Here is a 25,894-nt window from a genome sequence, read left to right as displayed (position 1 = left end):
CCCAGGATGCAGAGCAGCAGCTCGCCGAGAACCATCAGGTAGAGGCGCTTCCAGGTGCCCAGGAGGGGCGGGGCGTCAGTCATGGGCATGCCCCAGGGCCAGCAGGTTGGCGAAGAGCCGGGTGGCGCCGGGCACGCCGTCCGGCAGCTGGCGGAAGAAGGAGAGCCCCGTGTAGACGTAGTGACCCTTCCCGTGCCGCGCCACGATCAGGGCCCCGGCGTCCTCGGCCTCGCCGGGATCCGCCATGCCCAGCAGGGGCGTGTAGCGGGCATCCCAGCCCTCGGCGTGGTAGAGGCTGCGTTCCTGCACCCAACCGTCGAAGTCCGCCGCTCTGATTTCGTTGGGCCAGTGGAACACGGGATGGTCGGGCTTCAGGAGGCGCACCGGCACCGTCTCCACGGTGACGCGCTTCCGGCCCACCTTGAAGGGGTAGGGGCCGATAGCCTCCGTGACCATGGCGGCGTTGATCCCCGGGAAGCCGGTGTTCACCGTGTAGAGCACCAGCTCGGTCCCGCCTGCGGCGACGTAGGCGTGGAGCCGCTCCTTGAGGGTCTGGAGGGCCGGACGGGTGTTGAAGGCGCGGATGCCCAGCACGATGGCGTCGAAGCGAGCCAGGTCCTCCCGCGCCAGCGCCTCGTCCGTGAGGAGGTCCACCTCGTAGCCGATGCGGCGCAGCGCCTGGGGGATGTCGTCGCCTGCCCCCATGACATAGCCGATGCGCCGGCCGTCGTGCTTCAGGTCGAAGCGCTCCAGGCGCACGCGCGCCTCGGGCAGCAGCGTCTGCAGGGGAATGTGCGGGTGGTCCACCACCACGAGGCCGCGGGCGCCCGAGAAGCCAGCGCCCAAGTCCACCTCGGCGAGGAGCGCGCCGGACGCGGCCGAGGCCGGCGGCGTGATGCGGAAGCTCAGCTCCTTCTTCTCGCCGGCATGGGCCAGGGCGAAGGTCTGCTCGGACGGGTCCACCGCCCAGCCCGCGGGCACCCGGAGGCGCACGCGCCCGGTGGCGGCCGCGCCGCCAGCGAGCACCTGGAGGCGCAGCTCCTTTGCGGCCTGCGTCTCGAAGGCCAGGACCGGGTCTGCGAAGGTCACGAGCGCGGCCGGCACCACCGCCAGCGGCTGGTACCGCTCGCCCAGGACCGGATCCCGGAACCGGTACTGCACGGGCACCGTGACCTCGAAGGAGCCGTCAGAGGTCTTCAGACGGGCCCGGAGGCGGAAGGGCGCCGGGGATTCGGGCAGGCCCGCCCAGGCCTCCGCGCCCGGCCCTCCCAGCCAGTGGGGCTGGCTCAGGGGCGTGTCCGCCGGCACGGCGAAGGAGAAGGCCGCCTTCCAGGGTGCATTGCCGGGCAGGATTGCTCCCTCCCTCCGGGACTCCAGGACACGGCTTCCCTCCGGCCGGACCGATTCCAGCGCGAGGGACTCGAGTGCCAGGGCACCGTCTCCGCGCGCCAACAGGGCGGCATGCACCGTGAGCCGGTCACCGGGCGCCAGGCGCTGGCGGTCGGCGATGGCCTCCACCCAGAGCCCGGCCGCCGCGCGGATCGCGTCCTCCAACTCCGCGGCCTTGGCCTGGACCAGGGGCTCGGCCAGGGTCCCGGCCGGCAGCGCGCCAAGGGCCTGCCGGGCGCGGATCAGCGGCGAGAGGACGCCGGCGGGATGCTCCGGACGGAAGCCCTCGCGGGCCTCGCGCAGGAGGGTGGCGAGGCCGCGGGTCCCCCGGAAGCGGGACCAGGTGAGGTCGATCCCCTCGAAGAGGTCCGCCGTTGCGGGGCGGCCCTCCAGGCGTTCGAAGGTCTCCAGCCGCCGGCCCCGCTGGGCCAGCACCCCGAAGCCCTGGCTACGGTGCTGGCTGCGGCTCTCGGCGGCCAACTCGCCGTACGATCGCCCCAGCAGGGGGTCGTAGGCGCCGACCTCCAGGGTCAGGCTCCCGGCTGGCGGCGCGGGGGCCTCGTCGGTGAAGAGGTAGTGGTTCCACAGCAGGCGCGTGGCCTGCCAGGGGCGGAGGCCGGCCGCGATCTGTTCTGGGAAGCGGTCCGGATCGGCGGCGGCCTTGAAGGCCTCGATGGCCAGCAGGGCCGAGGCGGCGTGGTGCCCATGCCCCGCCCGCGCATCCGGCGGGAACCGCGTGAGGATGACGTCCGGCCGGAAGGTGCGGATGGTCCGCACCACCTCGGCGAGGATCCGGTCGTGGCCCCACATCCGCAGGCTCTCCTCCGCCGTCTTGGAGAACCCGAAGTCCACGGCCGAGGTGAAGTACTGCTCGGCGCCATCGATTCGGCGCGCGGCCAGCAGCTCCTGGGTGCGGATGGCCGCGAGGCCGTCGCCCAGCTCGGGGCCGATGAGGTTCTGCCCGCCCCCGCCCCGGGTGATGGCCAGGTAGGCCGTGCGGAGGTTGCGCCCCTTGGAGAGGGTGGCCAGCACGGCGGTGTTCTCGTCATCCGGGTGAGCCGCGAGGTAGAGGACGCTGCCCACGGTCTGGAGACGATCCAGCTGTTTCTCCAGCTCCGCCGCGTCCCGCACCGGCACCTGGGCCGAAAGTCCGGGCCCCAGTCCCACGCCCAGCGCCAGGAGGGGCGCCAGGAGGAGCGCCCGGCCCAGCGCCGAGGACGCGTTCCGCCATGCGGCGCCGTGGACAGGAAGGGTCGGGCGCAGGGCGGCAGGACGCGGCATGGGGCTCCTCGATCAGGACGGCCAGCATACCGCCGGGCCAGGGAAGGGCGGGGACCCGGGGCATGGGGGGAGTGTTTTTCAGCCGAGCGACTAAACCGAGTACGACAATCTTCGTTGACAGCTACGAAACTTGTCGTATCTTTTCCGCATCCCCCTTCCGGAGCCCCTTCCCATGACCTCTGCCCCCAGGCCCACCGACGCCGAGCTCGCCATCCTCCGGGTGCTCTGGGAGCGGGGGCCCAGCACGGTTCGGCAGGTCTTCGAGGTGCTGGCGGCGGAGCGGGAGCTGGGCTACACCACGGTGCTGAAGATGCTCCAGATCATGCATGACAAGGGCCTGGTGGCGCGGGACGTCACGGACCGGACCCATGTGTTCTCCGCCTGCGAGACCCAGGTCCAGACCCAGCGGCATCTGCTGGACGACCTGCTGGACAAGGCCTTCGGGGGCTCCTCCCTGAGCCTCGTCATGCAGGCCCTGGCCACCCGCCGGGCCAGCCGCGAGGAGCTGGCGGAGATGCGGAAACTGCTCGACCAGGCCGAAGGAGGGAAGCGATGAACCCCCTGCTCTCTGTCGTCCACGAGCCCTGGGCCCAGGCCCTGGGCTGGAGCCTGATCCACTTCCTGTGGCAGGGCGCCGCCCTGGGCCTGCTGGCCTGGCTGGCACTGGCCCTGCTGCGGGGCGCCAGCGCCCGGGCCCGCTACGGCGTGGCCTGCGCCGCCCTCCTCCTGATGGCGGCCGCACCCGTGGCCACCTTCCTGGTCCTTCAGCGTCAGATCGTCCCGGCGGAGCCCCTCCGCCTGGGCGCGGAGGCCTCCGCGGTCCTGGTTTCCGACGCGCCGCTGCCCCTGCGGCTGAAGATGGCCCTGGATCCCGCCCTGCCCTGGCTGCTGGGCGTTTGGGCCCTGGGCGTGGTCCTGCTCTCCGCCCGGTTCCTCGGCGGCTGGGCCCGCGTGCAGCGCCTGCGCCGCGAAGGGATCACGCCGGCTCCTGCGGAGTGGCACCTGGTGCTGTCGCGGCTCTGCCGGGAGCTGAAGCTCTCCCGCACCGTGCGCCTGCTCCGGTCCGCGGCGGTGGAGGTGCCCACGGCCCTGGGGTGGCTGCGCCCTGTCATCCTGCTGCCCGCCTGCGCCCTGGCGGGCCTCGCGCCTCAGCAGCTGGAGGCCATCCTGGCCCACGAGCTGGCCCACATCCGCCGGGGCGACTTCCTGGTGAACCTGCTCCAGTCCCTGGTGGAGGTCGCCCTCTTCTACCACCCCGCCGTGTGGTGGCTGTCGGCCCGTATCCGGCACGAGCGCGAGCTCTGCTGCGACGACGTGGCGGCCGCCCTCTGCGGCGATCCCCTGCTCCTGGCCCGCGCCCTCACCGATCTGGAGGCCTTGCGCGAGGCCGCGTCCCCCGCCCCCCACCTCGCCCTGGCCGCCAATGGAGGTTCCCTCATGCACCGTGTCCGCCACCTGCTCCAGCCCGCCCTTCCCGCCTCCAACGCCGCCCGGGCCGCGGCCCTGGCCCTGCTGGCCGCCTCGATCCTGGGCGCCGGCGTGGTCCTCCAGGACAAGGGTCAGGAATCCACCCCCAAGGCCGAGCCGGCCACCCGCATGAAGGTCATCGACGGGGACCGGAAGCTCGATCTCCAGATGAAGGGTGACGTGAAGCTCGATGCGACCGCCAAGGACCCCGTGGCCGTGCCCGGCGACGGCAGCTTCCGCGTGGAGGAGAAGAAGGCCGGAAAGACCCGTGCCTACAGCGCCTCCAAGGGCCAGCGCACCTACACCGTGGACGGCAAGGCGCAGCCCCTCGACGCCGAAGGCGAGGCCTGGCTGCGCGAGGCCGTGAAGGATGCCGCCAAGGCCCAGAAGGCCCGCGACAAGGCCCAGCGCATCGAGATCCGCACGCGGCATCTGGATGCCCAGACCCGCGAGCTGGACACTCACCTGAAGGACCTGGACGTGCACCTGAAGGACCTGGACCGTCTCCCGGAGCTGAGCCCCGAGGAGCGCGCCAAGGTCCGCGCCGACATTGACAAGGCGCGGGCCGAGATCGAGAAGGCCCGGGCGGAGCGCCGAAAGGTGCGGATGGAGGTGATCCGGAGAAAGTCCGAGGGGGGAAACAACGTGGAGATCCTCACCGAGGACGTGGGCTCAGGCACCGTCGTGATCCACAAGCGGGTGGACGGCAAGGACGTCATCGAGAAGCGCGTGAAGGTTCGAGGGGAGAAGAAGGGCGAGGGCGGCACCTGGACCTTCGTGGGCCCCGATGAGGAAGACATGGTCGTGGGAGTCCCCGGGGACATCGACATCCCCCCCATCCACATCCCCGAGATCCACATCAACCACCCGGGTGTCGAGGCCGATCCCCAGGCGGAGATCCGCGCCCTGCAGGCGGCCATGACGTCCATGCAGAAGCGCCTGGATCAGCTCCAGAAGCAGGTGGCCACCACTCCGAAGCCGCCCAAGACCCCCATGGCACCCAGGGCCCCCGAGGCTCCACCCCTTCCCCCGCCGCCGCCCCCGGCGCCCGAGGCCCCGCCGGCACCGCCCGCGCCGCCCGCGCCGCCCGCGCCGCCCGCGGATCCCGGACACTGACCAGATCTGCCTCCACCTGTGAATCGGGCCCGCATGCGGGCCCGATTCACAGCAGGCGCAGGAACGCTTCCACCCGCTCCCAGTCCCGGGTCACCGGGAAGGGCGGCAGGGCCGCGCGGACCTGGGCGGCGTAGCGCTTCCCCAGGCGGTCCTCGCTGGGCAGCATGAGGCGGGGGTCCAACACGGCCACCACGCCGCGGTCGCCTCGGGTGCGGATGAGGCGGCCGATGCCCTGCTTGAGCTTCAGGGTCATCTGGGGGACCTGGATGCCGATGAAGCCGAGACCGTCGCGCTGGGCGTCCGCCTCGCGGATGCGGGCCTGGAGCACCGGATCGTCCGGGGGCGCGAAGGGGAGGGCCGAGACCACCACCAGGCTGAGCGCGTCGCCCGGCAGGTCCACGCCCTGCCAGAAGCTGGCCAGGCCCAGCAGCACGGCCGAGGGCGTGGCCCGGAAGCGGTCCAGCAGCTGGGTGCGGGAGAGGCCGTCGCCCTGCACGAAGAACGTGAACTCCGGCAGCGCGTCCTCCAGCCGGGGGCGGAAGGCCGCCAGCATCTTGCGGCTGGTGAAGAGCAGGAGGGCCCGGCCGCGGCTGGCCCGCAGCATGCGCTCCATGGCGGAGAGCGAGGCTTCGATCCAGGCGGGATCGCCCACGCCGCCCCCGGAGGCCCGGCGTTCCGGCAGATCCGGCGGGACGAAGAGCAGGCCCTGCGCCTCGAAGTCGAAGGGGCTTTCCACGTGCTCGGCCTGCTCCACCTCCGGCCGCGTGAGCCCCAGGCGCAGGCCCAGGCCGTTGAAGCCCCGGCCGTCGCGCAGGGTGGCGCTGGTCAGCACCACGCTCTCGAAGCCGCGGCGCACGTGCTGGTGGAAGAAGGGCCGCACGTCCACCGGGTTGGACTTGAAGTGGACGAGGTGCGAGCCCTCCCGGTTCACCGTGGACACCCAGCCCTCGGGCTGGGCGAAGATCTGCTCCATGCGCGAGAACGCCGTCCCCACGCGCTCCGCCAGGCGCATCCACAGCGGGTTCTCGGGATCGGCCCCCGCCAGGCGCCGCGCCTCCATCCAGAGGGGATGCCCCGCCTCCACCCAGGCCCCCACGGCGTCCGCGAGGGCCTTCATCTCCGGGCCCGGCGAGAGCAGGGGCAGCACGCCGCTTTCGAGGGGAACCCAGGTGAGGAGGTCTCCCCAGGCGCGTTCCCAGGGCTCCAGGAGCGCCATCAGGCCCGCACCCGATCCCTTGGCCGCGTCGCGCAGATCCGTGAAGAGCAGCTGCATGGCGCGGCTGGACCAGGCCTCGGCGCAGCTCTCCGTGAGCTGCTCCTCCAGGTCGTGGGCCTCGTCGAGGATGAGCACCGGCGCGTCCGGCAGCACCTGGCCGAAGGCGGATTCGCGGAGCACGCGGTCCGCCAGCAGCAGCGCATGGTTGACGATGATGAGGTCGGCCTCGGCCACCTCCGCCCGCAGTTTCGTGAGGTAGCAGTCCTCGAAGCGGGGGCACTGGCGGCCCGTGCAGCGCTCGGCCCGGGCGTTGATCTTGTCCCACAGGGGCGACTCGCCCTCGCCGAAGCGGCCCAGGCCCTCCCGGTCGCCGTCCTGGGTCTCGCGGGTCCAGCGCTGGAGCGCCAGCCAGAGCTGCTGGTCGGCGCGGGTGAACTCCAGGTGCGCATCCGTGGAGACCGCCTCCCAGGCCGTGCGGCAGAGGTAGTTGGCCCGGCCCTTGGCGAGCACGGCCTTCACAGGCCGGCCCAGGATGCCCGAGGCCCGGGGCACATCCTCCTCCAGCAGCTGGCGCTGGAGCTGCTTGGTGCGGGTGGCCACCAGGATGGGGTGGCGGCCGGCGGCCAGGGCCGGCACCAGGTAGCCCAGGCTCTTGCCCGTGCCCGTGCCCGCCTCCACCGCCTGGATGACGGCCTCGGGCCGGTCCTCAGGCTCGCCGCCCTGGTTGCGCCAGGCCTGGAATCGGGCGCTGCCCTCCACCACCGCGTTGTGGACCAGCTCCGCCATGCGCCGCTGTCCGGGCCGGTCCTCGGCCCCGGGAAAGCAGGCGAAGATCCGTCCCTCCGGCGGGGCGAAGTAGCGGTCCATGGGATGCGCCATCTTCCCAGTGTCCCTCAAAGGCGGAAAAAGGGCGAATGGCCTTGCTCGTGTGGGTCGCAGGGATCGGCTATGCCTCGGCGCCCGAGACAGGCTCGCCTGGACCGGGCGCTGCGTCCCCCCTTGATTATTTGTGATACTCCTTGCCGCGAAGGATCGTGAAGGCCCGGTAGAGCTGCTCCAGGAGCATCACCCGGCTCAGCTCGTGGGGGAAGGTCAGGGGCGAGAGGCTGAGCTGCTCTTTCACCTCGGCCTTGAGGGCCGGGTCGAAGCCGTGGCTGCTGCCGAGGACGAAGGCCAGGCTCTCGCCCCGGTCCATGCGCTCGCCCAGCCACCTGGCCAGGGCCTCGCTGTCCCGGAGTTTTCCTTCCGGCGTGAGCAGGACCGGACAGGTCACCGCCTTCAGCTTCGGCCGCAGGCGCTCGGCCTCCTCCCGGAGCCCCCGGACCGGATCCCCCTTCCCCTCCGCCAGTTCCGTCACGTCCATCCGGGCGTAGGGCCGCAGCATATCCAGGTAGTGCCGCTCCAGCCCCCGGCAGGGTTCCAGGCGCAGGCGTCCGAAGGCGATGAGACCGATGGGATACACGATCCCATTGTGATGAATTTCCCTTGGCAGCGCAGTGGGAAGACTGCATCCTCACAATCATCCAGACCACCCCGTTCCGGAGGCTTATCCATGCGACGTACCCTGATGCTACCCCTTGCCAGCCTGCTCCTCGTGCCCGCGTTCATCAGCTGCGGCGGTGACGAAATCCCCACCACGCCCCCACCCGCCGCCACCGAACCCGCCGACATCCTCTATCACCTGCAGTACCTGGCGGTGCGGAAGGACTACAAGCACGTGACCCTGATCGCGCCCATCACGCCGGACGTGGTGTTCCCCTCCGCGCGGCAGATGCACATGGACGCCAAGGCCCTGGGCCTCACGCTCACCCCCGAGGAACTGAAGGGCCTGGGCGTCGAGCACCTGGCCGACAAGCTCGATTCCCTGCCGGGCGGTCCCGACCCCGTCAACTTCCCGGACTACACCATCAAGGACGCCCGGCTGGCCTACAACGCCGGCATCTACCGCCTGACCAAGGGCCTCACCGCCAAGTCCTGGGGCAAGATGCGGCACATGGGCATCGTGGACAACACGGCCGCCCGCCAGTTCGGCTCCCAGACCATCGTGAAGGACATGTCCCTGGGCTTTGACGGCAACAAGATCCTCTCCGTCAGCTGCCTCAAGAAGCCCGATGGCACCTACGGCGTCTCCTTCATGCGCTACCTGGTCTCCCTCCAGGGCCTGAAGCAGTAGCCCCTGCGCCGGTCCCTTTCGTGCGGCCCCGGTCCCCCGGGGCCGCGCTATGCTTGGGGCGGCCCGGCGTCGGCCGGGCGCGAGAGGGGCACCCATGGCCGGGCAGACCAACCTCTTCGAGAACGTGAACCGGCAGTTCGACGAGGCCGCGGACATCCTGGGCTTCTCGCACGAGCTCCGCGAACTCCTCAAGACGCCCTACCGGGAGATCACCGTGGCCATGCCCATCCGCATGGAGGACGGGACGCTGCGCGTGTTCAAGGGCTACCGCGTGCAGCACAACGGCGTGCGCGGCCCCCAGAAGGGCGGCATCCGCTTCCACCCGGACCTGGCCCTGGACGACGTGCGGGCCCTGGCCAGCCTCAACACCTGGAAGACCGCCGTGGTGAACATCCCCTTCGGCGGCGCCAAGGGGGGCATCCAGTGCGACCCCTCGAAGATGTCCCCGCACGAGCTGGAGATGCTCACGCGCCGCTACATCTCCAAGATCTCCATGGTGCTGGGCCCCACCCGGGACATCATCTCCCCCGACCTGAACACCAACGCCCAGATCATGGCCTGGGTCATGGACGAGTACGGCCGGAAGAACGGCCACCAGCCCGCCTGCGTGACGGGCAAGCCCCTGGAGCTGGGCGGCAGCCAGGGCCGCGAGGCCGCCACCGGCCGGGGCGTGGCCCTCTGCGCACGGGAAGCCTGGACGCGCGTGCTGGGCCGCGACCTGAGGGGCGCCCGGGTGATCCTCCAGGGCTTCGGCAACGTGGGGGGCCACAGCGCGCGCTTCCTGCACGAGATGGGCGCCCGCGTGGTGGCCGTGGCCGATCTCGGCGGCGCGGTCCGGCGCCAGGAGGGCCTGGACGTGCCGGCCCTCCTGGCCCACGCACGGCAGAACCGGGGCACCGTGGCAGGCTTCCCGGGCGGCGAACCCTTCGATTCCGTCGAGATCTGGGCCCAGGAGGGCGACATCCTCGTCCCCGCGGCCCTCGGCGGGGTGCTCACCGAAACCACAGCCCCGACCGTGAGAGCCAGCCTCATCGTCGAGGGCGCGAACGCCCCCACCACCCCGGAGGCCGACCGGATCTTCCTCGAGCGGGGCATCCTGCTGATGCCCGACATCCTGGCCAATGCCGGCGGGGCCACGGTGTCCTACTTCGAGTGGGTGCAGAACCTCCAGCACCTCTTCTGGGAGGAGGCCGAGATCTTCGAGAAGGAAGAAAAGGTCCTCCTCCAGGCCTTCCGCGACGTCGAGGAGCAGGTGCGCCGGCACCACTGCACCTGGCGCACCGGGGCCCTGGTCCTGGCCCTGGACCGCGTCCGGAAGGCCAACGAATTGAGGGGATGGTAGGGATTCCCCGTCACAAGGGATCCGCATCCGGCGTTTGCGGGTGGCTTTTCCTACGGCCGCCTGGGAAAATCCTCAGTTGGGCCGGGGGGCGTCCCGAAAATCCGGCCAGGGAGGACCCATGTCCAAGAAGAACATCGTGCACGTGGTCGGCACGGGCACCATCGGCGAGCCGCTGATCGGCCTGCTGACCGAGTACAAGAAGGAACTGGGCATCGATGACGTGACGTTCCACAAGAACAGCGTCAGCGACCGCCCCAAGGTGAAGGCCCTGCTGCGCCGCGGCGCGAAGCTGGTGGTGGACGCCGACAAGGTCGACGGCTTCAAGGCCTGGGGCATCGAGCCCGCCATGCTGCACGACCAGGCCCTCAACGACGCCACGGTCGTCATCGACTGCAGCCCCAAGGGCCTGGACATGAAGGAGAAGCTCTACACCCACTACGAGCACAACACCAAGGGCTTCATCGCCCAGGGCAGCGAGTTCGGCTTCGGCACCATGTACGCCCGCGGCATCAACGACGACGTGCTCAAGAAGAGCGGCCAGTACGTGCAGGTCGTGAGCTGCAACACCCACAACCTCTCCTGCATCATCGACACCCTGGCCCTGGCCGAGGGCGACGACAACCTGCTGGAAGGCAGCTTTGTCTGCATGCGCCGCGCGAACGACATCAGCCAGGTGAAGGACTTCTGCCCCGCGCCCCAGGTGGGCACCCACAAGGACGGCAAGTTCGGCACCCACCACGCCCGGGACGCCTACCACCTGTTCCAGACCCGCGGCCTGGAGCTGAACCTCTTCAGCAGCGCCATCAAGCTCTCCACCCAGTACATGCACAGCCTCTGGTTCGACCTGCGCCTCAAGCGCCCCACCACGCTGGAGAGCCTCAAGGCCCGCATCAAGGCCAACGACCGCATCGCCATCACCGAGAAGAAGGACGCCAACACCGTGTTCTCCTTCGGCCGCGACCAGGGCCACTACGGCCGCATCCTCAACCAGACCGTGATCCCCCTCAGCACCCTCACCATGCCCAGCGAGACCCGCGTGGTGGGCTTCTGCTTCACCCCCCAGGACGGCAACAGCCTCCTCTCCAGCGTGGCCGCCGCCCTGCACTTCATCCACCCGGACGACTTCGAGCAGCGCATCCAGGTGCTGAAGCCCTACTTCTTCGACGAGGTCTGATTCGATGCGGGTCGCGCAGTGAAGCCCGGGGGGCTTCACGAAGCGGGGCCCCGCACGGATCAGAATCATGCCGGCGTGGGTCGCCACGCCCGCAGTCTCGAATCGCTTCGCGGTTCGACTAAGGGAGAAAGGGCCCGCTTGCGGGCCCTTTCTCGTGGAATCCTTTCTCTGCTAGGGCCGCGCAGCGGCCCTAGCCTTCCGGGGCGCCCATGCAGATCACGGCCACCTACACCCTGACGCCCGATGAGGCCCTGCGGGGCACCCGCGCCTTCAAGCGCCTCTGGTACGCCCTGTCGGTCCTGTGCGGCGCCCTGCTGCTGATGGGGGGCCTCGGCCGGATCGGGCTCGCGCCTGGACAGCCGGGCCCGGGCCTCTTCCTGGCCTTCAACGGCCTGCTCCTGATCGCCCTTCCGGAGGCGGTGCTCCGCTGGGGACGCCGGCGCCGCGGCAGCCAGCCCTACCCGCCCATGGAGGTGCGCCTGGACGACGAAGGCCTCTCCCTGAGCACGACGGCCACCGAGGGCGGCCTGCCCTGGGGCGCCTTCACCCGGGTCGTCCGCCGCAGCGGATTCTGGATCTTCCGGGTTGGCCCCTCCCAGGCCGTGCTTGTGCCCGAGCGGGCCTTGGAGGCCCCAGCCGCCGCGGACCTGGAGGCCTTCCTCCGGGGCCGCGGCCTGATGGGGCGATGAACCTCGCCGGCCCTGTCCAGGACGCGGCGCCCGGCCTGCTGGGCGCGCACCTCGCCCGCGAAGGCGTCGTCCTGCGCATCACCGAAGTGGAGGCCTATGGCGGGCCCGGGGACAGCGCCAGCCACGCCCGCCACGGGCGCACGCCCCGCAACGCGCCCATGTGGGGGCCGCCGGGTCGGGCCTACCTCTACTTCTGCTACGGCATGCATTGGATGCTGAACGTGGTGACGGGCCCCGAAGGCGAGGCTTCCGCCGTGCTCATCCGCGGGGCGGAGGTGGTCTCCGGGCTCGAGACCGTGCTGGCGCGGCGTCGGGCGGCCAAGGCCTCGCCCCAGCTCTGCGCGGGACCCGGCAAGGTGGCCCAGGCCCTGGGCCTCGACCGCGCCTTCGACGGCCACGACCTCCTGGCCCCCGGCGGCCTGGAGCTGCGGCCCGGCCCGGCCCCCGCAGCCATTCTCAAGGGCCCGCGCCTGGGCATCGCTTTCGCCACCCCCGAGGATCAGGCCCGCCTCTGGCGTTTCGCCGACGGGGACAGCCGGGCCGTGCTGCAGCGGGCCGCCCTCCTCCCTCGCTGAGGTGCCTATCTTGGAGACGTCCAGGAGGCCGCCATGCCCTACGTGAACATCCGCATCACCCGCGAAGGCGCCACCGCCGACCAGAAGGCTCGGCTCATCCAGGGCGCCACCCAGCTCCTCGTGGACGTGCTGGGCAAGAATCCCCAGACCACCCTCGTCGTCATCGACGAGGTGGAAACGGACAACTGGGGCATCGGCGGCGAGACTGTCACCGCCCGGCGGAAGCAGGGGCACTGAAGCGGAGCCTTGTGCAGGCGCTCTCCCGCCCCCATACTCAGGATCCGCCCGATTCGCACCCTTGAGGGGGAACGAGACGACGGCACCGCCCTTCCTCGGGAGGTGATCACCACACACGGGGGTGACCGGTTTCGACAGGTCGTGATCCGGGTGCCTGGTGCAGGCGGGGGTTGGACGGCTGGCCCCCTCATCAAGCCGCCCAAAACAAACTGCCAACGATAACTTCGAACTGGCTCTCGCTGCCTAGGGCAACCTAGGTTCCGAGCGAGTCCCCGGGATCTCTGGGTACCGGGCTCGTTAAACCTCTGAAAGGGTGGCTTCGGCCTGCCGGACAGAGGCACCAGATGGGCCGCCGCGACGCCCCCTGACGGCGGCCGAGACCAGGGGGCACACGTCCCGAGCGGCTCGTCCGTTCCCCGCCGGGAGGTTTCAAGAGCGGACCAAGCCTGTGGAAGAGCCGCCATCCGGCATGTCTTGGACGTGGGTTCGAGTCCCACCACCTCCACCACAAAAAACCCCCGCTCGCGGGGGCTTTTTTGTGGTGGGAAGCATAAGAATCGTGGGACGAGCCCGATAGCCTCAACCTACCTCGAGCCGCGCCACACGGCCGGTTCGCATGAATACGGCGGCCGAGTCCACGGTGCTGAGCCGACACTCGTCGAGAATCCGGCTGGTCCCGTCGGCTTCCACCAGACGGAGGCGCCCGGCGGTGAGGGACCTCACGACCACCAGCACCTGGCAGATCGTAAAGGCCAGCGACCCCGGCGCCAGTAGCTCCTCCTGCCACTGGCCCCTGACGTCCTGCCAGCGGAAGGGGCGGGCGGCGGAGAGCAGGAGGCCAGGCGGGATGCGGTGTGGATGGAGACCAAGTCGCCCATCCTCCACAGACACCCCCAGCTCGAGGAACCGGGCGAGGAAGTCCTCCTTCACCTGCCCGGTCATGCCCGGCTGCTGGGCCCCGGCGAACCCGGGGGTGTGGGAGTAGGGATCCGTCGGGATGGCGCCGTACTCCGCGGGGCCACGATGGACGCCAAGCCCTTCGCGGATGTCCTCGGCGTGGGCCTCCAGGCGGGCCCGGAGTGCAGGGGTCAGGTCCGACGCAAGCAGCGCCTCGTCCACGGCCAGCCGCAGCTTGGACACCATGTGCCAGTAGATGCAGCCCAGGCCCTCGTACTTGTAGAAGGTCCCAGACCGGCCGGTGAACGACTGGTGGTCGAAGGTTGCTTCGTACAGGTCCAGGAGGAGGTCGCGCTCCCGCACCGCCAGGGAGCCGAACTCCGAGGTGGCGAGCCGGTCCAGCGCCTCAGCCAGGCTCCGTGCGCTCCGGAGGTCTGCGTTGAACCGCAGGCGCCCCTGGGGATCCCGCTTCACGAGCCGGGTGTCGCCGCCGCGCAGCATGGCCCGGATCAGCTCTGATCGACCCTCCGCATCCGGAGGCAGCTGATTCTTGTCGAGGAAGGAGGGCAGGGTGCGGTCTGGATAGAGCAGGTAGCTCCCTAGATCCTGCCGCCGCAGGGGGCTGGCCCGAAGGGAATCCAGGAGGTCCGCAGCCTCCGAGCCTCCCAGAAGGCCGGAGCTCAGCACGGCCACCTGGCCCTCGAGCATGGGATAGAGGCGCCGAAGCACGATGGCGTCCCCCTCAAGCCTCAGGAGGTTGTAGGCGTGGTAGAGGCCGTCCTCCCGGCGGTTGGCGCGGAGACTGTGATCCACGTGGGCCAGGGCGGAGGAGAGGAAGGCCTGGACCTCACCAGCCTGCAGCAGGGTGCGCTCACCCGAGAAGCCAGAAGTGTAGATGCCGCCGCGGTACGCTGAGGCGGCCTGCCCGACCAGGTCGAGCAGGACCTTGCGGCCATGGTCGTCCACGGGAACGCCGGGTGCCGGCCGGTAGGCCTCCAGGGCCTCGCCCACCCGCCGGAAGAACCGCCCGAGTTCGGCGGAGACCTCATAAGGTCCCACCCCAGCCAGAAGGGCTTGGCAGAAGGTCAGGTAGCGCCGGAGGTAGGCCAGGGTGACCACGGAGACACCGGAGCCCACCAGGGCGTTGTTGGCGTCGTTCCACTCGGGGCGCTGGGTGTTCAGCCAGATGCCGGCTCCGGGAATGAAGTTGGCCAGCTTGGCGAGGGCCACCAGCAGCAGCTTCTCCGCCAGGGTGGCGCGCTCCAGCCCCTGGCGGCCTGGAAGGAGCTTGCCGTCGGAACCCAGCTGGGCGGCCCTCGCCAGAATCACCCGGTGGGCCTCCGCGTCGAAGTCGATGGTGGCCCTGGGATCCGCCAGCAGCGCCTCATAGGGGCGGATCCGGTAGGGCACGTCGGCGTAGGTGAAGAGCCGCCGCCCAAGCAGCCCCGCCAGGGCGCCCGGGCGGTACCGCTCCGAGGCCTCCAGCAGCTTGAGAAGGTAGATCACTTGGTGATCCCCCCAGTACCCGATGAAGCTCCAGGGATCGTGCGGATCCACCGTCTCCCAGTCGAAGCCCTCGCGCAGCACCCGGTAGGGGTTATGCCCATCCGCGGTGGAGGCATTGAGGAACTTGAAGATCATGCCCTCGAGGTAGCCGGGAAAGGAGAAGGCCAGCGCCTCCCAATTTTGGAAGAGGTCGCGCCAGTTGCCCTGGTAGGCGAAGATGGGCCGGCCGTCTGGGTGGCGCACCTGGATCGAGAAGATGTTCCAGGGGCGGCTGGGATCGCCGTGACGCCGACTGAAGGTGAAGGGGAGATATTCCCGCGCCAGGCGCTCCAGGTCCGGATCCCCGGTGGCGGCAAGGCGGGCCAGCCAAATCTCGCGGTCCATCCGATCGGGGAGGTTCCCGAGGAAGGCGTCGTGGCTGCCGGCAACCTCCTGGTTCGAGGCGGCCAGGAACGCCTGGAAGTCGCTCCGGGGCATGCCGTAGCCGTCCGCGGGCATGCCTCCCCTCATGAGGTTGAAGAGGGTGTTGGAGATGTGGCGGACATCCATGCGCTCGTCGGCAGTGGCCTGGAAGCCGTCGGCCGCGGCCACGCGTCGGGCCAGCCCGGCCTCTCCCCTGGCCTGATCCGCCAGCACCAGCGCGGCGGGATCCTCCGCCCCCTGGATCGTCTGGCGGAGGGCGATCACGTCCGCGGCGTCCAGGTCCACATCCGCCACCACCAGCCAGGATCGGGCCTTGCCCGCGGGTAGTTCCAGGGACGCCTGTTGCAGGAAGGCGCCTCTGCGGCCCAGCAGGTCCTGCTCGGAGATCAGCGACTTCCCTCGGCGGAAGGCTCCGATCTGGCCACTGCTCAGGAGGCGGGCGCCGGCCTCCAGGCCCGTGGACCAGGCTACGTTCACGCGCAGCGCCTCGGCGGGCTCGGGCTTGTCCGCAGGAAGGGAACTGAGCCGAAAGAGGGCCAGCCCCCCTTCCGCCAGCCACTCGGTGCGCTTGTACCCGTCGCCGAGGGTGCTGTACTCCAGCTGGAACCGCCAGCCCAGGCCTGCGGGCAGCACGTTCTGGATGCCGTCCAGGAGGTCCAGCTCCACCGCCTCGGTGCCCAGGTTCCTCAGCTCCGCCTGGCGGACGAAGCCGAAGCGCTCGCTGGTGGTCCAGCCAACGCGGAAGGACAGGCCGAGGTCCTCGTTCACCTCCTCGAAGAGGATGCGGTTCCCGAGCAGGCTCTTGTAGAGGTTCCGCCGGACCCGCCAGAGGCCCTCGAGCCGCTGCGATAAGGGTTCCCACAGCTGGAAGCCTCCGCCGGCCCGGACGCGCACCACGGTCTTACTGCCGGTGTGCTCCTGGCTGTCGTGGATGCGGTCATCGGCGTGGTAGGGGAAGAGGGCGTGGTCAGGATCCCGTCGGCCGGCTGTGAGCGCACCGTTGCTGGAGACGAAGAGCCAGTGGTCGCTGTCGCTCACCAGGCTCATGAAGAAGGGGGGCAGGCCGTCCAGGTTGGCCACCCGGAACCAGCGCACGCCATCGAGTTCCACCAGTTCGCCCGTCACAGGCGCTTCGGCTGGCCTCCCATTCACCCGGGCAACGGCACCCGGAAAGGTCATGGTGCCTCCTTGGGGTACGTGGGGGAGGTCGGCCCTTCCGGCTTCAGGTCGGGGTAGAGGGCCTGAACGGCGGGCTTGGCCTTCCGGTCCACCGTGAAGAGCCCCCAGTGGCCTTCGGTGCCCTCTCCCTTCCAGGGTTCGTCGAAGGCCTCGAAGAAGAATGTGGTGACGCCCTCGCGCCGGGCCCAGGCTTCCATTTCCTGGAGGTAGCGGGCCTGCTTGGCCTCGCTCCCGGCCCTGGGCGTGTGCTTGGCGCCCACGGTGTAGGTCGCCCAGCCCACCTCGCCGAAGACCACGGGCTTGCCGGGATAGAGGCGCTGGATCTCGGCGTGCTTGTCGATGGTGCCGCTGAAGCCCTTGTCGATGTCCTGCCGGCCCCAGATGGGGTAGCTGTGCAGGGTGATGAAATCCAGGTGCGGGACGAGGCGGTTGCCGGGCTTGCACCAGTAGAGGTAGTCATCGGCGACGGTCACCGGGCAGGGCACGGCAGCCTTCACCTCCTTCACGAAACCGATGACCTCCGGCTCCGTGAGGCGGTGATCGGACCACTCCACGAGGGTCTCGTTGCCCACGCTGACGGCGATCACGACCTCGGGATAGGCCCGGGCGAGGCGGATGCCCTCGGCCACCTGCTGGCGGTTGGCCGCCGCCTTCCCAGGCTTGCCGCTGAGCCAGATGCCGAGCATGACCTTGAGCCGGATCCCCTGCGACCGGATCACCTCGAGCACGTCCCGGCTGTGCTGGTCGGAGCCGTAGAGGCGGATGATTTGCCAGTGGCGCTCGAGGATGCGCAGGTCCTCCAGCACCTGGGCCTGGGTGGGGAAGCGACCCTTGTCAGGATCCTGGCCACGCCGGTACCCGGAGTAGCACAGGGCGCGCCCCTGCCAGCCCGGCTTGGCGAGGTCGGGTCCGCCGGCCCGCAGGGCCCCGGACAGCACGAGCGCGACCGCGAGGAGGGTCCGCCTGATCATGACTTGCGGCCCTTCAGGTCCTGCTCGATGCGGACCATGGTGGCATCGTCCAGGGGGTAGGCCTTCATCATCAGCGCCGCGGCCACCAGGAGAGCGGCCGGAATGAAGCTCATGGACAGGCGGATGCCCGTGAGGGAGCGCGCGGTCTGCTCCACGTTCGCGACATAGCCGAAGGCGGTGAGGATGATGCCTGTCACCCAGGCTCCCATGGCCAGACCGATCTTGGTGCCGAAGATGGCCGAGGCGAAGACCAGTCCTGTGTTGCGTCGACCGGTGCGCCATTCCGCATCGTCGGCGGTGTCGGCGAACATGGCCCAGAGCAGGGGCGAGTTGAATCCGATGATGAAGCTAGAGGCGATCTGGAGGAGGAACATCGCGGGGATGTCCCCGGGCCCGGCGAACCAGAACCCCGCGATGACGGCCCCCCCGATGCCAATGGAGGCCATGAACAGGGCCTTCTTGTCGAAGCGCTTGGCCAGCGCCGGGGCCAGCATGACCGCCCCCAGGAAGGCCAGCGCGTTGCTCACCAGGAAGGGCCCCAGCAGGTCGTTCCGGTGCACGAAGTACTTGAAGTAGTAGGCGGAGACGGAACCCTTCAGCACGAAGGAGGTGATCATCACCACGCAGACCGCCAGCATCACCACGAAGGACCGGCTGCCGAGCAGCGCCTTGAGGTCGCCCTTGAAGTCGGCGCCCTGATTCGCAGGCGGGGCCACGCGCTCCCGGGTGGTCAAGAAGCAGAGCAGGAACAACAGCACGGCCAGGATCCCGTAGAGGACCATGGTGAACTGCCAGCCGCGCGCCGGGTCCGAAGGCAGTGCCAGGAACTCCTTGGACAGGACCCATCGCGTCCAACCGATGGGGTGGGACAGGAAGGACTGCTGGGCCCGGAGGGCCGGCGCCATGCCGAACCACTGGGCGAGGCTGGGCGTGCAGTACTGGACGACGACGGCCACGGAGAAGGCGCCCACGAAGCGGTAGGAGGCCAGCGAAGTGCGCTCCTTGGAGTTCGGCGTCATCACGCCCAAGAGGGCGCTGTAGGGGATGTTCACGGCCGTGTAGAGGATCATGAGCAGGCAGTAGGTGACGTAGGCATAGGCCACCTTCCCGCCGGGCGCGAGGTTCGGGGTCGTGAAGGTGAGGACGCCTGCCGCCGCCAGGGGCACGCTGAACCAGATCAGGTAGGGTCGGAAGTGGCCCCAGCGCGTGCGGGTGCGGTCCGCCACCATACCCATGAGCGGATCGGCCACCGCGTCCACCACCCGGGTCACCAGCATCATGGTGCCCACGGCGGCCGCGGAGATGCCGAAGACATCCGTGTAGAAGAAGATGATGAAGAACTCGAAGGTCTTCCAGTAGAAGTTCGAGGCGGAGTCACCCAGGGCATAGCCCGCCTTCTCGCGGAAGGAGAGGCGGCCGTCGGTCGCCGATCCCGTGTCCGGGGCCTGTCCAGTCATGTCGTCCTCCCAGGGGTGGCGGGTGGGGGGGGTCCCCCTCCTCAGAAGCGGTAACGGACCCCGAACTCCAGCCACGCGGGATTGATGCCGCCCCTCCGGATCAGGGGATCGTTGCGGTCGCGCCCCGACAGCTCGGTGGTCTGGAGCAGCACCTGACCGGACCAGTGGCTCCCGGTGGCGTATTCCAGGCCGAGGCGCAGGCCGCCCTTCAGGCCCTTGGCGTCATGGAAGGGGAAGTGGTGGTCCACGTCGTAGACGGCGGGGCTCTCCTGGCCCGAGAACTTGGCGGTGTAGCTGTTCAGGGAGAGCCCGATGACACCCCGGAGGTTGCGGGCCCCGGTGTCCACCAGGATGTCCCCGGCCAGCTGGTACAGGGTGAGGGAGGTCTTCAGCCCGTTGGTCTCCTTGCCTGGCATCAGGCTGAGGCCGAAGCTGATGCGGGCAGGCACCCCGGACTTCAGCAGGTTCGTGTCGTAGCCCGCGTTGAGGGTGAATCCGGTGCTGCTGTTGACGGCCTTCTTGTAGCTATCCAGGCCAAGGATGAGCCCGCCGCCGACCGAAAACGGCGAGGATTGGGCGAGCGCCGGGAGGGCCAGGAGGCCGAGCAGGCAGGTGCGTGCGAGGTTCATGGGTGGCTCCTTCTCGTCGACTGGTTAGAACTTGAACCCGATGCTGAAATCCCCGACCCGGCGTCCGCCGTACCCGAGGTTGTAGTCACCGTACTTGGCGCCCACATCCCCAGGTGTCTGCCCGTAGTAGCGGTTGCTGATGAAGAGGGCCATGGGACTGCCGGGGGCCACGTTGGCGTTCTGGTTCGGCGAATCGCCGGTGAAGTAGCCGTACACGTTGGTCATCACCATGTGGTTGAAGATGTTGTCCACCTTCACATAGCCGATCAGGTGCACCTTCCCGACCCCGAGGGGGATGTCCCACTGCAATTGGGCGCCCACCTGGTAGTAGTCCACGCCCGTCTTGAAGGCCCCCATGTCGCCGTAGTAGGTGGGGAAGAAGGTCTGCCAGTTCCCGGTGCGCTGGTCCACATCTATGACGCGCTGCCCGCCGATCGTCGTGGGCAGCTGCAAGTTGGCGAAGCCCGGGAGGGTGCGGTAGTCCGTCCAGCCCTGGGCCTGGATGACGCCGCCGGTCCAGGTGTCGGCCTTCAGGGAGAAGGAGACGTTGCCCTTCCCGACCGGCAGGGTGTAGGTCAGGAAGAGGTGGGAGATCTGGTTGCGGCTGAGGACGCCCTGCCCCACCGCGGCCTTCTGCTGCGCCGGCGTGAGCAGCTTCTCCCGGAGCGTCTTGTAGTTGTAGTAGTCCAGGTCGTTGGTACCGGTGGACTGGTCCCAGGTGTAGGACCCCATGACGCTCCAGCGCGAGCTGAGCTGCTTCTGGAAGGCCACCTCGAGGCCCGTGTAGATGCGGTTGAACTCGGAATTCAGCCACATGGTCTTCTGCTTCCACATGCGCAGGGGATCGCCGGGAGCGGGGCTCACCATGTGCACCATGCTGTCCATCCCGTAGTCGTGGATGGGCCCGACGATGTTGTCCTTGTAGACGCGCCGGGTGGCGTTGAGGCGGAAGTATCCCGTGTCGTAGTTCCTCAGGTAGCCCAGGCCGACCTCGATGGCGTAGGGCGCCCTCAGCCCCGGGGCCAGGTAGGTCTGCCGGGCATCGAGCATGTCGTAGGCCGGTCCGTAGTTGTCGGGGTTGGTGAGGGTGGCGTAGTCGACGAAGCGCACGCCGTTCATGTTCTGGCCAGTGTAGGTGTAGCCGTTGTAGGTTCCGACCGGGGCGTCCGAGGCGGCGCCAGGGGTGTCGAACCCGGGCTGCAGGGTGCCGAGGGCGGCGCCGCTCCAGAGGTGCACGGTGCGCACTTCCCAGGCGTTGCCCCGGAAGTTGTTGGCGATGGCATCTGAGTATGCGGAGGCGAGCTTGGCCACCGAGATGGAGTAGACCTCCTTGTTCTGCCCGTCGGGGTTGAACTTCAGGAGGAAGCGGGGCTCGAAGATGGTCATGTCCTGGAGCTTGTTGCCGCCCTGGTCCTCCATCACGAGCTTGTTGAACCGGGCGCCCACCATGAGGTTCCAGTTGGCGTTCACGGTCCAGTTGTCGTTCGCATAGAACGAGGTGGTACTGTTCCTCGAGTCGCCGGGGTTGTCGAAGAACCGCTCCATGTGGGCGCTGGGGCCGCGGATCGCTTCCCAGTGGATGAAGGGGGCCTGGGTGCCCAGGCCGTTGGGCATGTTGCCCCAGGCCGCCCAGCCGTTGGCCACGGGATCCTCCCCTGGACCGATCTGGAGGATCTCCGTGGGATCCGTTCCGGGTTCGCCACGGCGGAACACGGGGTAGAGGTACTGACCCGTGGAGGGGTCGAGGTACCAGCCGCCCGTGAAGACGCCGCGGTTGCCGTACTTGGTCCGGCCGAAGTTGTAGAGGGTGGCCACGCGCTCAATGCCCAAATCGATGTCGTGGCTTCCGTGGAAGTCCTGGATGGTCTTCACGTTCACAGAGACGGTGTCGTTCCCCCGCTTCAGAGGGTTGATGTAGGTGCTCATGTTGGTGAGCAGCGGGCCGAAGTCGTAGCTGTCCGGGGAGCCCAGCCAGGAGTGCGGGCCCGTCTCGCCCCGGAGCATGAGGGTGGGATCGCCGGTGGAGAAGTAGCCGGCGACGGCCACTCCGGGCTTGGGATTGGGCACGTCATAGGCCGACACATCCGCATGGGTCGCCCGGGCTTCCACGGTCCAGTTGGGTGCCAGCACGCCGTTCCAGGAGAGGGTGTAGGCCTTGGTTTCCGTGGTCATCGAACCGATGCCCCGCAGGATGTTGCCTTCCCAGGGATCGGTGTTCTTCTGGCCCTGGACACCACCCTGGGTGGTCTTCTCCGTGAGGTAGGTCACGCTGAGGGCGTGGTTGGGCGTGACCATGCCCGTGAGCTTGCCCTCGAGCTTGCGGAACCGGATGGATGAGCTGAGCTGGGTGCCCGCATCCTCCGGGCTCACGATGTAGTTCCCGCCAGGGCCGGCGTTCACGGCCGAGTCCACGCCCGGGTTGAGGCCGTAGGTGGACATGGGATGGAGCATGGTGCTGACGGTATTCCATGGGATCGGGCTGGACTGCCCGGCCCGGATCCCCGTCACCGTGTAGCCCAGCAGGCCGGTGGTGGCCTGGGAGGGGGTGAACCGGGTGCCGAGGGTGAACCAGAGGCGGTCCTTGAGGATGGGCCCGCTCAGGAGCACATCGAGGGTGTGGGTCAGGTCTTCCCGGAGCAGGTTGCTGTTATTGGACGCGTTCGTGAGGTAGTAGTCGGCCCCCATGGAGGCGCGGGACATGTTGGCCCGCACGGTGCCTTCGAAGCTGTTGGAGCCGCTCTTGGTGACCATATTCACCTGGCCGCCGGACACGAGCCCGTTTCGCGCATTCAGGGCGGAGGAGACCACCTGCACATCCTCGATGGAGTCGGGCAGCGGCGCGTACAGGGAGGCGGCCAGGCCCGAATCGTCCTTCACGTTGATGCCATCGATGCTGTAGAGGATCTGGTTCGCGTCCGAGCCGCGGACGCGAGCTCCAGTGCCATAGCCGGCCACGCCGGGCGCCATGTTGGTGATGTCGTCAAAGCCCCGCATGGACACGGGCAGCTTCAGCAGCTGCTCCGCGGAGTAGTTCACCGAGACCTTGTCACTGGTCTTGGCCTCCGCGGCGGTGGTGGTGCTCGTCACCTCGACCACTGCCGAGGCGGTCTCCTGGGACTTGAGGACGAACGGAAGGGACAGGTCGGAGCCCACGCCCACGCGGAAGTCCTTCACGGTCTTACCGAGCTTGCCCTCGGCGCTGACGCGGATGGTGTAGTTCCCGACCGGCAGCAGCAAGGCGTGGTAGGCCCCACCCGCCTCGGAAACCACCGTGCGGGTCTGGAAGAGGGCCGGGCTCTCGAAGGCGATGCGAGCGCCGGCCACCGGGCGGCCGGCCTCATCGGTGACGCGCCCGCGAACGGCCCCGGTGGTCGTCTGGGCGACGAGGCTCACGCCACCGGCGAGAACCGCCGCCAGGACGGGGAGCTGGAGGGTGTATCGCATCTTCATGGTCGATCTCCTGGGTGCGGGGGCCTAGAAACGGAACACGTAGGCGAGTTCGAAGTGCGGCACGACCCTGCGGGTCTTGTCGAGGCGGTCGTGGGGGTAGACCGTGGTCCCATCGGAGTAGGGCCCTGAGGCGCTGTTCGCGTAGACCGTCCCGGTTCCCGCGAAGTGGTGGTACTCAAGGGCCGTGTAGTTCAGGAGCATGAGGTTCAGCTCCACGCTCGAGTCCTTGTCCACCTTCCAAGTGACGCCCCCGAAGGGCGAAGGGTTCAGACCACCCTTGGTGGGAACGCCCAGGTAGAAGTCCCGCCAGCCCGCGGCACCTGTGGTCGCGTCCCAAGGGCTGCTCTGGGTGTCGCCCACGTACTGGTGGGTGAAGGTGCCACCGAACTGGACACCGGCCTGCCACCGCCAATCCCCTCCGAGGTCCCGGCTGAAGGTCGTGCGCACGGTGAACCCGGCAAACTGGTTCCGCTTGTCCTCCATGGACTTGGCGGGATTCGCAGGCAGCTGGGAGGAGGAGAGCAGCGACCGATCGGCCTGGGTGAAGTAGTTGTCGCCGGTCTTGTAGATGTAGCCCAATTCAAGACCGATCCGCCCCAGACCCAGCCCGTAGCCCAGGTCCAGGCTGAACCCGGAATAGGGCGCGCGGAGATGATCCTTGGGACTCGGGGCGTACCCGAGGCGGAACTTGAAGGCCTTCGAGAACCCCGTCTCCTCCTGGGCGGCCAGGGGCATGAGCGAGCCGCACATGCACACCAGGAGCCCACTGCGGAGCGCGTTCAATGCCTTGGTCATGTCTTCCTCCCGTGGTTGCCCAGGCGCGTGGCCCCTGGACGAAACTTGAATGCGGTTCTGGAATCGGTTCAGAGCGGTCGGCGGCAGGCAGCCTTCCCCAACCGGCCGGAGGCTGGCGGTCCGGAATCGCCGGGCCGCCAGCCTCCGGCCTACTTGTGGTAGTAGACGTTGGTGAGGAAGACCGTTCCGGCCTGGTAGGGCTCGCCCACGATGACGATCTGGGCCTGATTGCGGAAGTTCATCCCGGTGAAGGAGCTCAGCGGCAGGTCGATGCTCTGCCACTGCTTCAGGGCCGTGACGGGAACGGTGATCTCAAAGGCGGTGTCATCCACAGAGGGTGAGTAGATGCCATCGGCCCCGAAGTCGACGAGCTTGACGTGGAAGGCACTCATGTCGGGGGTCCAGATGTCCACGTGGAAGTAGCCCATCTGGCTGGCGTCGACCTGGTGGTTCGTGAACTCGATGCCGGCGTAGCCGAGGTTGGCGTACTTCTGCATGGTCTGCCCGACGATGACCATCTCGGAGTGGCCGCCCACCACGCCCCAGGAGGCGCTCCAGGTGTCCACGGGACTGTTCGGGTAGACCTTGGTGAGCAGGGAGATCACGCTGCTGGCCGGGAGGGTGGGTGCAGGCGGGAGGGTGGTGGGCGTCGCAGGCGCCACTGTCACGGTCCCGACCCCGGCAGGCACGCCGCCCAGAGTGGCCGTCAACTGCGCGGTTCCAAAGGCCAGTCCCTTCACCGTGCCGTCCGTGCCCGGGAGGGCGATGCCAGGGTTGCTCGAGGTGAGGTCGAAGTACCCGATGCCGAGGTTGGTGAGGGTCACGCTGGGAAGGGTAAAGGTCGCGGTGTTTCCGCTGCCGTTGCCGCTGGGCAGCTTGGCGGTGCGGCCGAGGTCGATGTTGATGGGCGTCCAGCCCACAGCTGCGGCCGTGGGAGCGCCCAGCTCGGAAGCGGGAAGCGCTTCGTACTGGATGTCGTCGAACCAGATGGCGTAGGCGGATCCGGAGCTCCCCTGGGCGAAGTGGAAGAGGGCAGTGTTCCCACTGAGCTTCGCGGGCGCGGGGATGGGCAGCACGAACTTGGCCCACTCGGTGGAAAGCGGAAGGCCGGATAGCTCGGCCTTGAAGCGCACGTCGCCCGCCGCGTCATCCCCGAAGCCCGCCACCGCCAGAGAGGTCGGCGTGCTGGCCTTGGCCCAGAAGGTCACGGCGTTGTACAGGGACATGTTCTGGGGGGAAGCGACCTTGAGCGTCCCACCGGTGTAGCCGGAGGCGGGCACGGCCACCTTGAGGGAAGTGGCCCAGGAGTGGTGTTCCAGGGGATCGACGCTGAGGCTGTTCGTGGAGCCGCCAAAGGGCGCGAAGGCAACTCCGCTGGCATAGTCGTCGATGAACACGGGTCCGGGGAACAGGGGGGTCACCTTCACCACGGCATCAGCGGACTTCCCGTCCAGGGTGGCCGTGACGGTCCCGATCCCGATCGCGACCCCGGTCACGATGCCCGAGGCGCTCACGGTGGCCACGCCGTCCGCGGAAGCGCGGAAGGAGACCCCCGAGCTCACCTGGGAGCTCGATCCATCCGGGGCGTGCAGGGTGACCCGGAGCTGGGTGGCCTGTCCCGGATACAGGGTCTGGGTCACGGGATCCACCGAGAGGTAGGCCGAGGAGGTATTGGGCTTGGTGGTCCCGCCGCAATCGACCGTCAGGGCCAGGGCCGTGGTTACCAGAAGTGCCAGAACGCCTCGGAAGTGCTGGGTCGTCATGTTGCTCTCCTTGTGAGGGGCGCGATGGGGCAGGGATCAGAAAAGCTGCTGGGGGGGGCGGGGACAGCCTGGGGGTCCATGGCGCCTTCCGACCGGGTCTCCGGGAATCCTGCCCAGTCCGACCGGGAGGCCAACGGTCGTCGGCGAGCCCCAGGTGGGACGGTC

General features: G+C 69.0%; 18 protein-coding genes and 1 other RNA gene. 9 read left to right on the top strand and 10 right to left on the bottom strand.

The features are described from left to right. Positions 1–75 precede the first annotated feature (75 nt). The gene (locus tag ML539_RS08775; protein ID WP_243322614.1) at positions 76–2,670 is read right to left on the bottom strand and encodes a PIG-L family deacetylase; all 2,595 of its coding nucleotides are present in this window, start codon (positions 2,668–2,670) and stop codon (positions 76–78) included. A gap of 172 nt (positions 2,671–2,842) precedes the next feature. Here ML539_RS08775 and ML539_RS08770 point away from each other — a divergent pair, with 172 nt between their 5' ends. Both ML539_RS08770 and ML539_RS15500 read left to right on the top strand, forming a co-directional pair. After that, positions 2,843–3,226 (top strand): BlaI/MecI/CopY family transcriptional regulator, encoded by a 384-nt coding sequence (locus ML539_RS08770; protein WP_243322612.1) that lies wholly within the window; start codon positions 2,843–2,845, stop codon positions 3,224–3,226. After that, positions 3,223–5,253, top strand: a complete 2,031-nt coding sequence (locus ML539_RS15500; protein WP_279341573.1) for a M56 family metallopeptidase — start codon at positions 3,223–3,225, stop codon at positions 5,251–5,253. Before ML539_RS08770 ends, ML539_RS15500 begins: the two co-directional genes overlap by 4 nt. A gap of 46 nt (positions 5,254–5,299) precedes the next feature. On the opposite strand, the gene ML539_RS15495 is transcribed toward ML539_RS15500, so the two are convergent. Continuing rightward, positions 5,300–7,348, bottom strand: a complete 2,049-nt coding sequence (locus ML539_RS15495; protein WP_279341572.1) for an ATP-dependent DNA helicase — start codon at positions 7,346–7,348, stop codon at positions 5,300–5,302. Between the two features lie 124 nt (positions 7,349–7,472). Beyond that, positions 7,473–7,931 carry a 23S rRNA (pseudouridine(1915)-N(3))-methyltransferase RlmH gene (locus ML539_RS08750; protein WP_243322611.1) on the bottom strand — a complete coding sequence of 153 codons (459 nt, stop codon included), beginning with the start codon at positions 7,929–7,931 and terminating at the stop codon, positions 7,473–7,475. A 90-nt stretch (positions 7,932–8,021) separates the two neighbouring features. On the opposite strand from ML539_RS08750, the gene ML539_RS08745 reads away from it, so the two are divergent. The 7 genes from ML539_RS08745 (at position 8,022) to ssrA (ending at position 13,167) form a co-directional block, all read left to right on the top strand. Then, on the top strand, positions 8,022–8,642 hold the full coding sequence (locus tag ML539_RS08745; RefSeq protein ID WP_243322609.1) for a hypothetical protein: 621 nt from the start codon (positions 8,022–8,024) through the stop codon (positions 8,640–8,642). Positions 8,643–8,736: 94 nt separating this feature from the next. Further along, the gene (locus ML539_RS08740; protein WP_243322607.1) at positions 8,737–9,984 is read left to right on the top strand and encodes a Glu/Leu/Phe/Val dehydrogenase dimerization domain-containing protein; all 1,248 of its coding nucleotides are present in this window, start codon (positions 8,737–8,739) and stop codon (positions 9,982–9,984) included. A gap of 118 nt (positions 9,985–10,102) precedes the next feature. Further along, the gene (locus tag ML539_RS08735; protein WP_243322606.1) at positions 10,103–11,158 is read left to right on the top strand and encodes a hypothetical protein; all 1,056 of its coding nucleotides are present in this window, start codon (positions 10,103–10,105) and stop codon (positions 11,156–11,158) included. A gap of 209 nt (positions 11,159–11,367) precedes the next feature. Next, on the top strand, positions 11,368–11,847 hold the full coding sequence (locus ML539_RS08730) for a YcxB family protein (RefSeq protein WP_243322603.1): 480 nt from the start codon (positions 11,368–11,370) through the stop codon (positions 11,845–11,847). Continuing rightward, entirely contained in the window at positions 11,844–12,422 is a 579-nt protein-coding gene (locus ML539_RS08725) for a DNA-3-methyladenine glycosylase (protein WP_243322601.1), read from the top strand. The genes ML539_RS08730 and ML539_RS08725 overlap by 4 nt, the downstream gene beginning before the upstream one ends. 33 nt (positions 12,423–12,455) lie before the next feature. Beyond that, positions 12,456–12,659, top strand: coding sequence for a 4-oxalocrotonate tautomerase family protein (locus ML539_RS08720; RefSeq protein ID WP_243322599.1), 204 nt, complete (start codon positions 12,456–12,458; stop codon positions 12,657–12,659). Between the two features lie 117 nt (positions 12,660–12,776). Further along, positions 12,777–13,167: a transfer-messenger RNA gene (ssrA, locus tag ML539_RS08715) on the top strand. Between the two features lie 71 nt (positions 13,168–13,238). Here the strand turns inward: ssrA and ML539_RS08710 are convergent. The 7 genes from ML539_RS08710 to ML539_RS08680 form a co-directional block, all read right to left on the bottom strand. Then, complete coding sequence (locus tag ML539_RS08710) at positions 13,239–16,664, bottom strand: hypothetical protein (protein WP_243322596.1); 3,426 nt, start codon at positions 16,662–16,664, stop codon at positions 13,239–13,241. Beyond that, positions 16,661–17,635, bottom strand: a complete 975-nt coding sequence (locus ML539_RS08705; RefSeq protein ID WP_243322594.1) for a glycosyl hydrolase family 17 protein — start codon at positions 17,633–17,635, stop codon at positions 16,661–16,663. Before ML539_RS08705 ends, ML539_RS08710 begins: the two co-directional genes overlap by 4 nt. Then, a complete protein-coding gene (locus ML539_RS08700) occupies positions 17,632–19,092 on the bottom strand; it encodes an MFS transporter (protein WP_243322592.1) in 1,461 nt (486 codons plus the stop codon). The genes ML539_RS08705 and ML539_RS08700 overlap by 4 nt, the downstream gene beginning before the upstream one ends. 41 nt (positions 19,093–19,133) lie before the next feature. Next, entirely contained in the window at positions 19,134–19,721 is a 588-nt protein-coding gene (locus ML539_RS08695; protein WP_243322590.1) for an outer membrane beta-barrel protein, read from the bottom strand. A gap of 24 nt (positions 19,722–19,745) precedes the next feature. Further along, on the bottom strand, positions 19,746–23,171 hold the full coding sequence (locus ML539_RS08690; RefSeq protein ID WP_243322588.1) for a TonB-dependent receptor: 3,426 nt from the start codon (positions 23,169–23,171) through the stop codon (positions 19,746–19,748). A gap of 24 nt (positions 23,172–23,195) precedes the next feature. After that, on the bottom strand, positions 23,196–23,966 hold the full coding sequence (locus ML539_RS08685) for a hypothetical protein (protein WP_243322587.1): 771 nt from the start codon (positions 23,964–23,966) through the stop codon (positions 23,196–23,198). A 149-nt stretch (positions 23,967–24,115) separates the two neighbouring features. Continuing rightward, on the bottom strand, positions 24,116–25,729 hold the full coding sequence (locus ML539_RS08680) for an Ig-like domain-containing protein (protein WP_243322585.1): 1,614 nt from the start codon (positions 25,727–25,729) through the stop codon (positions 24,116–24,118). Between the last annotated feature and the right edge of the window lie 165 nt (positions 25,730–25,894).

Origin of the sequence: Geothrix sp. SG200, from assembly GCF_022808935.1 — a bacterium.
Classification (GTDB): Bacteria; Acidobacteriota; Holophagae; order Holophagales; family Holophagaceae; genus Geothrix; species Geothrix alkalitolerans.
This window is presented reverse-complemented; position numbering and strand designations above follow the sequence as displayed.